13 protein-coding genes and 1 pseudogene are annotated in these 9,253 nt (G+C 62.3%); 12 read left to right on the forward strand and 2 right to left on the reverse strand.

Features of this window, described 5'->3' with window-relative positions; genetic code table 11:
- Positions 1 to 153 precede the first annotated feature (153 nt).
- From QZY07_RS15320 to QZY07_RS27490, 7 genes and pseudogenes are all read left to right on the forward strand, one after another.
- Positions 154 to 228, forward strand: coding sequence for a type II toxin-antitoxin system HicA family toxin (locus QZY07_RS15320; RefSeq protein ID WP_295404523.1), 75 nt, complete (start codon positions 154 to 156; stop codon positions 226 to 228).
- Between the two features lie 9 nt (positions 229 to 237).
- Positions 238 to 450 (forward strand): type II toxin-antitoxin system HicB family antitoxin, encoded by a 213-nt coding sequence (locus tag QZY07_RS15325; protein ID WP_295404509.1) that lies wholly within the window; start codon positions 238 to 240, stop codon positions 448 to 450.
- Between the two features lie 114 nt (positions 451 to 564).
- A complete protein-coding gene (cas1e, locus tag QZY07_RS15330; RefSeq protein ID WP_295404510.1) occupies positions 565 to 1,473 on the forward strand; it encodes a type I-E CRISPR-associated endonuclease Cas1e in 909 nt (302 codons plus the stop codon).
- A complete protein-coding gene (cas2e, locus tag QZY07_RS15335; RefSeq protein WP_295404511.1) occupies positions 1,454 to 1,753 on the forward strand; it encodes a type I-E CRISPR-associated endoribonuclease Cas2e in 300 nt (99 codons plus the stop codon). The genes cas1e and cas2e overlap by 20 nt, the downstream gene beginning before the upstream one ends.
- A 289-nt stretch (positions 1,754 to 2,042) precedes the next feature.
- On the forward strand, positions 2,043 to 3,530 hold the full coding sequence (locus QZY07_RS15340) for an ISNCY family transposase (RefSeq protein ID WP_295404512.1): 1,488 nt from the start codon (positions 2,043 to 2,045) through the stop codon (positions 3,528 to 3,530).
- Between the two features lie 83 nt (positions 3,531 to 3,613).
- Positions 3,614 to 4,462: pseudogene (locus QZY07_RS15345) on the forward strand (DUF6079 family protein); the annotation flags it as partial.
- Positions 4,463 to 4,554: 92 nt separating this feature from the next.
- A complete protein-coding gene (locus QZY07_RS27490) occupies positions 4,555 to 4,743 on the forward strand; it encodes a DUF6079 family protein (RefSeq protein ID WP_363184320.1) in 189 nt (62 codons plus the stop codon).
- A gap of 5 nt (positions 4,744 to 4,748) precedes the next feature.
- Here the strand turns inward: QZY07_RS27490 and QZY07_RS15350 are convergent, their stop codons facing one another.
- Both QZY07_RS15350 and QZY07_RS15355 read right to left on the reverse strand, forming a co-directional pair.
- The gene (locus QZY07_RS15350; protein ID WP_295404516.1) at positions 4,749 to 5,159 is read right to left on the reverse strand and encodes a type II toxin-antitoxin system VapC family toxin; all 411 of its coding nucleotides are present in this window, start codon (positions 5,157 to 5,159) and stop codon (positions 4,749 to 4,751) included.
- A complete protein-coding gene (locus tag QZY07_RS15355; RefSeq protein ID WP_295404517.1) occupies positions 5,140 to 5,427 on the reverse strand; it encodes an antitoxin in 288 nt (95 codons plus the stop codon). Before QZY07_RS15355 ends, QZY07_RS15350 begins: the two co-directional genes overlap by 20 nt.
- 149 nt (positions 5,428 to 5,576) lie before the next feature.
- Between QZY07_RS15355 and QZY07_RS15360 the strand changes: the two genes are divergently transcribed.
- Genes QZY07_RS15360 through QZY07_RS15380 form a run of 5 tightly spaced genes read left to right on the forward strand, consistent with a single transcriptional unit; the run spans position 5,577 to position 9,144 of the window.
- Complete coding sequence (locus QZY07_RS15360; RefSeq protein WP_295404518.1) at positions 5,577 to 5,870, forward strand: helix-turn-helix domain-containing protein; 294 nt, start codon at positions 5,577 to 5,579, stop codon at positions 5,868 to 5,870.
- Positions 5,867 to 7,636, forward strand: coding sequence for a Fic family protein (locus tag QZY07_RS15365; protein WP_295404519.1), 1,770 nt, complete (start codon positions 5,867 to 5,869; stop codon positions 7,634 to 7,636). The genes QZY07_RS15360 and QZY07_RS15365 overlap by 4 nt, the downstream gene beginning before the upstream one ends.
- A gap of 20 nt (positions 7,637 to 7,656) precedes the next feature.
- On the forward strand, positions 7,657 to 7,884 hold the full coding sequence (locus QZY07_RS15370; RefSeq protein WP_295404520.1) for a DUF4258 domain-containing protein: 228 nt from the start codon (positions 7,657 to 7,659) through the stop codon (positions 7,882 to 7,884).
- Positions 7,881 to 8,108, forward strand: a complete 228-nt coding sequence (locus tag QZY07_RS15375) for a DUF2283 domain-containing protein (protein WP_295404521.1) — start codon at positions 7,881 to 7,883, stop codon at positions 8,106 to 8,108. Before QZY07_RS15370 ends, QZY07_RS15375 begins: the two co-directional genes overlap by 4 nt.
- Positions 8,109 to 8,139: 31 nt before the next feature.
- Complete coding sequence (locus QZY07_RS15380) at positions 8,140 to 9,144, forward strand: DNA methyltransferase (RefSeq protein ID WP_295404522.1); 1,005 nt, start codon at positions 8,140 to 8,142, stop codon at positions 9,142 to 9,144.
- Positions 9,145 to 9,253: the final 109 nt, after the last annotated feature.

Here is a 9,253-nt window from a genome sequence, read left to right on the forward strand (position 1 = left end):
GCAAGTTCCAGCCGTGGCATTAGGCATCTTGGATCAAGGGCTTTCATGGGAACAGGTTTTACATTTCCGGAAATCGGCCGGCACTTGTATTTTGGCCGCATGATCAATGAGTTGCTAGTAAAACTAAGCTGAACCAGTGCCGGCCGTGTCACTGTGCCAGGAAAACCAAGCGATGAACTGGCTCCAGGCACCTTGAACAGCATCGACAAACAAGCCGGCTGGAAATGAGGACAAGCAATGCGTTATGCCATCGTGATCGAACGGGCAGGAGACAATTACTCCGCCTATGCCCCTGATTTACCCGGCTGCGTGGCCACTGGCCGCAGCGTCGAGGAGACGGAGCGAGAGATGCGCGACGCGATCGCGTTTCATCTGGAAGGGTTGCGCGAAGATGGTCTCCCGCCGCCAATCCCGGAAAGTCGCGTGGACTACATCGAAGTCGCCGCCTGATTCGTTCCGTTGCGCGATGAGTTCGGAAGACGCGATGAAGTGTCTATGAACTGGTCACTGCAAGCGCGGCAGGACAGCCTGAACAAATGACCTCATCCAACAGGGACGTACCTCATGCTCCCCCCACTCAAACCCATCGCCATGAAAGAACGCATCTCGATGATCTTCATCGAGTACGGCGAAATCGACGTGCTCGACGGCGCCTTCATCGTCATCGACAAGACCGGCGTGCGCACCCACATCCCCATCGGCAGCATCATGCTCGAACCCGGCACCCGCGTTTCCCATCGGGCGGCGGCGCTGGCGGCACGGGTCGGCACTCTGCTGGTCTGGGTCGGCGAGGCCGGCGTGCGGCTTTATGCCTCCGGTCAACCCGGTGGCGCCCGCTCGGACCGCCTGCTCTATCAGGCCAAACTCGCCCTCGACGATCAGGCGCGGCTCAAAGTGGTGCGCAAAATGTACGAATTGAGGTTCGGCGAAGCACCGCCCGAACGGCGCAGTGTCGAGCAACTGCGTGGCATCGAAGGGGCGCGCGTCAAGAAGACCTACGACAATCTTGCTAAACGCCATGGCGTCCAGTGGCATGGTCGCCGCTATGACGCCACGGATTGGGACAGCAGCGATCTCCCCAACACCTGCCTGTCGGCGGCGACCGCCTGTCTCTACGGTATCACCGAGGCCGCCGTTCTGGCCGCCGGTTATGCCCCTGCGGTCGGTTTCATCCATACCGGCAAACCGCAGTCGTTCGTCTACGACATCGCGGACATCGTCAAATTCGAGACCGTGGTTCCGGTCGCGTTCAAGATCGCGGCCAAAAATCCGCCCCAGTCCCAAGCCGAACGCCAGGTCCGGCTGGCCTGCCGCGATGTCTTTCGCGAAACCAAACTGCTCGGCAAGATCATCCCGATGATCGAGGAGGTGCTCTCCGCGGGCGGGTTGGAACCGCCCAAGCCGCCCAAGGAATCGGTCGCCCCTGCCATCAAGGACACGGAGAATCTGGGCGATGCTGGTCATCGTCACTGAAAACGTCCCGCCCCGTCTGCGCGGACGGCTCGCGGTGTGGCTGCTGGAAATTCGCGCCGGCGTCTATATCGGCAATCCCTCCAAGCGGCTGCGCGAGTTCATCTGGGGTCAGGTGCTGGAGGGTGTCGAGGAGGGTAACGCCGTTATTGCTTGGAATACGAACACGGAATCGGGCTACGATTTTCTCACGGTCGGAAAGAATCGGCGCATCCCGGTCGATTTCGATGGTCTGCGATTAGTCAGTTTTCTGCCGCCCGATGAACCTGAAAAAGCTCTTTAACAATCGAAAACCAACCCCTTTGAAATTGGCCATTTTGCTGGTAGATTTGTCCGCGCCTGATTTTCTTTTGAGGATCAGGTAAGTAGTGCCTGACCGATAACCAGGTTTAACTTATTGAACAATAGGTTATAATCGAACCCCTTGGTCGAAGATTGCGTAAACTCACCATACAATGGGGCCAGAAATAGACTGTAACCCATTGATGATTCGTTTCGACCGCTGAAATTCCGGTCCGTGGCTATCGTGCGGCGGGCTGAATTGCAAAAAACTTCGTGCTTCGTTTCCCGCTATGCGCCAGATCATCGACCCCCAATTCCAACTCGGCGAACAGGACATCGCCGCCATTGAACTCGACCTCAAGTCGCGTGACGATATTCCGCGCCTCCTGCGGGGTCTGCAGTTCATTTATACCGAAGCGGCGGTGCGTGAGCGCGTCTTCGCCATCCTCGCGGAGGTGCTGCCTGAACGGGCCGACGCCAACGGCACGGTCAGCGCGGACACCGGCCGCCCCGGAATGCTTCAGTGGCGCATTCTGGTGCTGGGCACGCTGCGTCTGGGGTTGAATGCCGACTACGATCGGATCCAGGAACTGGCCAACCAGCATGCGACCATCCGCCAGATGCTCGGCCACGGCGATTGGGCCGACGACACGCGTTATGCGTTGCAGACGCTGAAGGACAACCTGCGCCTGTTCACCCCCGAGGTGCTGGATCGGATCAACCAGGAAGTGGTCCGAGCCGGTCACGTTTTGCTAAAAAAAAGCCTGGACGACACCCTCGCGGTGCGCGTTGACTCCTTCGTGGTGGAGACTGACGTACACTTTCCCACCGACCTCAATCTGCTGGCCGATGCCGTGCGCAAGGCGATCGAGACCAGTGCTGACCTGTGCGAACAGGCCTCCTTCAGTGACTGGCGCCAAAGCGCTTACAATCTGCGCTGCCTGAACAAGGCGTATCGGCGGGTCCAGCAACTCAAGCGCTCGACCGCTCAGGACGAGGCCAAGCGGGAGGCCCGTCAGACCGAGATCGCGCAGGCCTGCGGCGACTATCTGGTACTCGCCGAATCGTTCCTGGAGCGCGCCCGCCTGACCCGCCTCAAGCTCGCGCTCGAGGCCCATCGGCCCGACATCCAATTGGCTCCATTGGACGCCTATCTGGCCCACGGCGCGCGCCAGATCGATCACATCCGCCGCCGCCTCCTGGAAGGCGAGCGTATCCCCCATGGCGAAAAGGTCTTCTCCATCTTCCAGCCGCACACTGAATGGATCAGCAAAGGCAAGGCCGGGGTGGCGGTCGAACTGGGGCTGCGGGTGGCGATCGGCGAAGATCAGCATGGGTTCATCCTGCACCATCAGGTGATGGAACAGACCACCGACGATCAGATCGCGGTCCCCTTCGTGACGGCGATCGGCGTCCGCTTCCCCGAGATTCACAGTGTCAGCTTCGACAAAGGCTTTCACAGCCCGGCCAATCAACGGCAACTGCCTCAGGTCGTGGCGTTACCCGTGTTGCCCAAGAAGGGCAAGCGGTCGGCCGCCGAGTGGGAGCGCGAGCACGACCCGCGCTTCATCCGCCTGCGCCAGCGCCACAGCGCGGTGGAGTCGGCCATCAACGCCTTGGAGGCGCATGGGCTCGACCTTTGCCCCGACCACGGCTTGGACGGGTTCAAACGGTCTGTGGCCATGGCGGTGGTCGCGCGCAACGTTCACCACCTCGGTGCCATCCTGCTGGCAGCGGAGGCCGAACAGGAACGGCGTCGGCAACGGCGAGCTGCTTAACCCCATTGATCGCGTCGCGTGGGGGATTCTAGGGAGGCGTGTGTCTGCGCGAGGGCCATGATGAGAATTTTTCTCATTCGGCGGTGCGCTCGGCGTTCCAACCAGGACTGACTCAAGAAAAACGTTTCGCCAGGGGCAATCAATTGCCCCCGACTGCGGTCAAGTTCGGAGTTTTCGGTCAGGCACTAGATAAACTTTCTGAACAGACTCTGAGCGAGCTGAAGCGCTTTCTCGAATCCCTGCAAGCCTTCAACACCGCCGGCAAGCTCAAGAGTTTTCCGCATGACGCGACGGTGATCCAGGCCCAGCCGTCGGGTCTCGCGTGCGTGCGCGAGGTCGAGGAACTGCTCCAGCTCGTCGCGCAGGTCGGCCCCACCACCGCTTATCTCGGCAAGGCGGAAGCGGTGCTCGAGGCCGGTCACCCCTGGATCGACCGGATGCGCGAGCGTCGCGGGGAGCTGATGGCGAAGATCACCAGTCCCAAGCACCGCGCCGACTCAAGCTTTCAGCGCACACTCGGCCAGACGCTCGCTCAGCTCAAGACCGCCTACCAGGATGTCTACCTCGACCGTCACGCCCGGCTGCGTCTCGGGGCGACCGACGATCAGCGCAAGGCCCGCCTCGGACAGGATCCTCGGCTCAAGCAATTGCAACAGCTCGCGACCGTCGAGATGATGCCAGCCCAACAGCTGAAGGATTACCAAAACAGCCTTTTCGGTCTGAAGACCTGTTTCAGTCTCACCAAGCAGGAGCTGGACACGGACGCCGTCTGTCCCCACTGCACCTTCCGTCCGGTCGAGGAGCCGTTGTCGGGGACCACGGCCGGCGACCGGATCTCCCAACTCGATACCGCGCTCGACGATCTGGTGCGGAGCTGGACGAAGACCCTGCTCACCAACCTGCAGGATCCGACCGTCGCCAACAACATCGAGCTGGCCAGTAGCCCTGAAGGTCGCGCGGCGGTGCAGGCGTCCTCGCCAGCGGACAGCTCGCGAACCCGATCAGTCCCGCCTTCGTCAAGGCCCTGCAGGAGATCCTCAGCGGGCTGGAGCGGATCGTCCTCACCGAGCCCCGGTTGCTCTCGGCGCTCACCGACGGCGGCGCGCCCTGCACGGTGGCTGAGATCAAGCAGCGCTTCGAGGGTTTCGTCGCCGAGCTGACCAAGGGCAAGGACGTGGCGCGGGTGCGGTTCGTGATCGAGAAGAGTGGGTAGGTCGCTCAGGGCAGAAAATCGTCCAGCCGTCTGCCGACACGTAACCCCTCGACCTGATCAAAATGCTCGTCAAGGGTCATCACGCTGGCTCCATGCTCCAGCGCACTGGCGGCGATCCACAGATCGTTGGACGGAATCGGTCGCCCCCGACGACGCAAACCCGCATAAACCAGTGCGTAGCGATCAGCCGTGTCGGTCGTCATCGGCAGTAGCGCCACGCGCGGTGAAGCCATGAAGTGGGCCAGCTCGGCACGATTCCTGGCCTCGCGGCCACCCGCGGTAAAGCCGCCAAGCAATTCGCCCAGAACCGTAATGCAAAGACACAGCCGCTCGGCGTAGGTGACCACACGCCCGATCTCCGGATCGCCGCGCATGAACGCGGCATAGGCATTCGTATCAATGAGAATCGGGCGCAAGCGTCTTGCTCCACAACATTGGATCGATCTGCTCGAAATCGCGGCACACTGTGTCGAATTCCTCGGCTTCCTCGGCTTCCTCGGCGGACCAGGCGCCCATCAGCGCATCGAGATCGTGATGGCGTTTGATCTGACGAGGCAGTTTGCCCAACCCCTGACCGATCAGCCGCAACACCAGGGCATTCACGCTGGAGCCCTCCGCGCTGGCCATCGACTTCAGCGTCGCGACCGTCTCGGAATCAAGCCCGCGGACACTCAAGTTCGCCATGAGTTCACCTATTGATATTGGATTGCATGCATTGGAGGATAGCACGCGCCAGGGCCAGGAACTCCGCTTCTCGCGTATACTCTCCGCTTATGATGTTTGCCGGGGCTGGCGGTTTATCTCCGGTACGACGATCGATTCGGAGCTGGACCATGGATCACAAACCATTCGAAGAACTGCTGGACAGTGTCCGTGACATGGGGCGGCACCTGCGTGGCGAAGCCGTGCCGGGGGTACGCGTCCGTGAGTTTCCGGAGCCCGATGTCAAGGCGATCCGTGAGCGCACGGGGCTCAGCCAGATGCGTTTCGCCTATCTGATTGGCGTCAAGCCCAAGACCCTACAGAATTGGGAGCAGCACCGCGTGCGTCCAGCGGGTCCGGCCAGGGCGCTGCTGCGGATTGTCGCGGCCAACCCCGATGCGCTAACCGCTCTGCACGATCGATGACACTTGATCGCGACACCCTGCTCGAACGCCTGCGCGGCATCGAGTGGGACGACTTCGAGGTGAAGGAGGCGACGGGCGGCGTGCCCAAGACCGCCTATACCACCGTCTCCGCGTTCGCCAACACCGCCGGCGGCTGGATCGTGTTTGGGGTCAAGGAGACAAAAGGACGCTTTGATATCGTGGGCGTCCCGGATCCCGACGGGATGCAGAACGACTTCCTCGGCGGCTGCCGCAGTACCGAAAAGTTCTCGCGCCCGGTCGAGGTTCGGCCCCACCATTTCGTGATCGATGGCCGCACCGTGCTGGCCTTCTATGTGGCCCCCTCGCGGCGGTTCGATAAACCGATCCGCGTCCGCATCGACAAGGCCTGGTACGCCTATATCCGCGTCGCGGCCCGCGATCAGAAATGCACGGTGGAAGAGGAAGCACGCTTCCTGCGCGACGCCTCAAGCGAAACCTTCGACGTTCAGCCGCTACCCGAGGCCACCCTGGAAGATCTCGACGCGGCAAGCCTGCGCTGGGTGCGCGCACTCTACCGCGAGCGTCATCCCGACCAACCGCTCGCGGAGCTTCCCGACGCCGATTTCCTGGACGAGCTTGGCCTGATGCGCAGCGGCCAGCTCACGCATGCCGCCGCCCTGCTCTTCGGTCGCCCCAGGCTCACCGCGCGCCTCAAGCCCGGCGGTCTCGTCGATTTCCGACTCATCCGACAGCCCTGGTCGGAGGAGGCGCCCGCCCATCGTTTCGATGACCGCGTGCTCTGCGAAGGCAACCTCATCGAGGGCTTGCGCGCCCTGATCGGCCGCTTCCTGGATCTGGTGCCCAACCCCTTCGCGCTCGATCCCAACACGCTCCAGCGCGAGGCCCATCCGCCCGAGTATCCCGCCCTGCGCGAGGCGCTCGTCAATCTGCTGATCCACCAGGACTACTCCGACCAGCAGCGCACCGCCCGCGTGCTCTGGTACACCGACCGCACCCTGTTCGACAACCCCGGCGACTCCTTCGTGTCGGTGCCGGAGATGCTCGACGGCGGCGCCAGCGACCTGCGCAATCCGAGGCTCGCGCGCCTGATGCGCCAGATCGGGTTTGCCGAGCAGGCCGGGACGGGCGTGCCAACCATCGTTCGGACCTGGCGACAGGTCGAGCGGACCCCGCCCGTGGTGATCAACGACCCCGGACGCAAGACCTATCAACTGATCCTGAACTGGGACCGCGTGCCGAAGCGCGAGGACGCCTTCTGGAAGACCCGTCTCGGCGCGAGCGTCTCGCCGGACGAGGCGCGTATCCTCGACTGGCTGCGCCATGCTGGCGTGGCCGAGCGCGCGGCGGCGCGGATGGCGACCGGCGCCACCGCGCGCGCGACTCGACAGATGGTCGAGCACCTGCTCGTCAATGGTCTCATCGAGTCGGTGGACGACTCATCGGACTCCGTGCGGATCGCGCCGCAAATCGCCGAGATCCTGGACGCGATCACGGACTCCGAGCCTCCGTCCAGGCAAGCCACTGAGCAAGTCACCCCGCAAGTGACCCATCAAGTCACCCCGCAAGTCGCAAGACTGCTCGGCAGTTTCCAGGGCGACATGCCCCGCGCCGCCTTGATGGACGCGCTGGAACTCACCGATCGCATGCACTTCAGCCGCGAGTACCTCGCCCCCGCGCTCGACGCCGGGCTCGTGGAGATGACCATCCCCGACAAACCCAATAGCTCGCGCCAGCAATACCGACTCACCAACGCCGGGCGCGCCTTGCTCGCGTCCTTGCCCTAAGCAGACTCGTCATCGCCAACATGGAAATACACTTTTCAAGACATGCCAAACGTCGCGCAAAGCTCTATAACCTCTCGTTATCGGTGATAACGGAAGCGATTTCCGAGTCAACCCTTCAAGATGGCCAACAGGAGATCCTGAAAACCATCCCTGGCATGAACCATCCCCTGAAAATCATCGTATCCCGTGAAAACGACCGGGTCACCGTGATCACGAACTACCCGCTCAAGAAGAGAATCAGCCCATGAAAGTCCACTATGACGACGAAATCGATGCCCTGTATCTGAGCCTGGGCGACCAATCTCCCGACGGCGCCATCGAGATCGCGGCGGGCGTCAATCTCGATACCACGAGTGACGGCAAGATCGTCGGGATCGAGATCCTGGATGCGTCGAACAGGATGGATATCAAGACCATCCTGACCTACACCCTTGATCTGGAACACGGGCTTTCGCGGCATCGTGCCGCATGACCAGATCGCGCCCGATGGCGGAAAACATGGAATGACCAGCATGCAGAGCAACCTTGACCTCGCCGATCAGGAGCACGGCGGCGATCCAGTCGAATGCCTGGGGATGACCTTCGAGAGCGACGCGGCGCGGCGGGCCTATTTCCTGGAACGGCTGCGCGAGAGGCTCCAGGATCCCGCATTCCGCAAGATACCGGGTTTCCCGAAGGGCGAGGACGAGGCCATCCTGCGGATGTCCGATCCGCCCTATTACACCGCCTGCCCGAATCCCTTTCTCGCCGACTTCGCGCGGCTCCACGGCAAGCCCTACGATCCCGACGTGCACGACGAGCGTGAACCCTTCGCGGTCGATGTCAGCGTGGGCAAGACCGATCAGCTCTACAAGGCGCACGGCTACCACACCAAGGTGCCGCATCTCGCCATCGTCCCCTCGATCCTCCACTACACCCGCCCCGGCGATCTGGTGCTCGACGGCTTCTGCGGCTCCGGCATGACCGGGCTGGCCGCCCAGTGGTGCGGCACGGCCCCGACGGCTTACCGGCAAAATCTCCTGAGCGAATGGAAGGAAGCGGGTCATGCCGCGCCCGAATGGGGCGCACGGCGGGCCATCCTCAATGATCTGGGACCGGCGGCCTCCTTCATCGCGGCCGGTTACAACCTGCCCTTCGACGTGAAGCGCTTCGAGCAGGAGGCGCGGCGCATCCTGGATGAAGTCGAGCAGGAATTGGGCTGGATGTACGAGGCGCTGCACACCGACGGCAAGACCAGGGGGCGGATCAACTACACCGTGTGGAGCGAGGTGTTCTCCTGCCCGGAATGCGCCGGGGAGGTGAATTTTCTCGAAGAGGCGTTGGACAAGGAGAGCAGTAAAACGCGGAGTGAGTTTCCCTGCCCGCGGTGCGGTACGGAGCTGAACAAAGACCGGCTTGAACGCTCCTTCGAGACGCGCATCGACCCGATGACCGGCGAGACCTGGAAGCGCATCGTGCTGCGCCCGGCCTTCGTCAACGGCCTTGATCATAACTCCGGCCAAGACTGACTGCTGCGCTTGGTGATCGGTGTTGGAGGAATTGGCAGGATCCCCGGACTTTCATACCCTTGGAAGTGCCAACTCACCAAGGGGTGTGAACGATGCCCAATGATCCTGC

It is taken from the genome of uncultured Thiocystis sp., from assembly GCF_903866365.1.
GTDB lineage: Bacteria > Pseudomonadota > Gammaproteobacteria > Chromatiales > Chromatiaceae > Chromatium.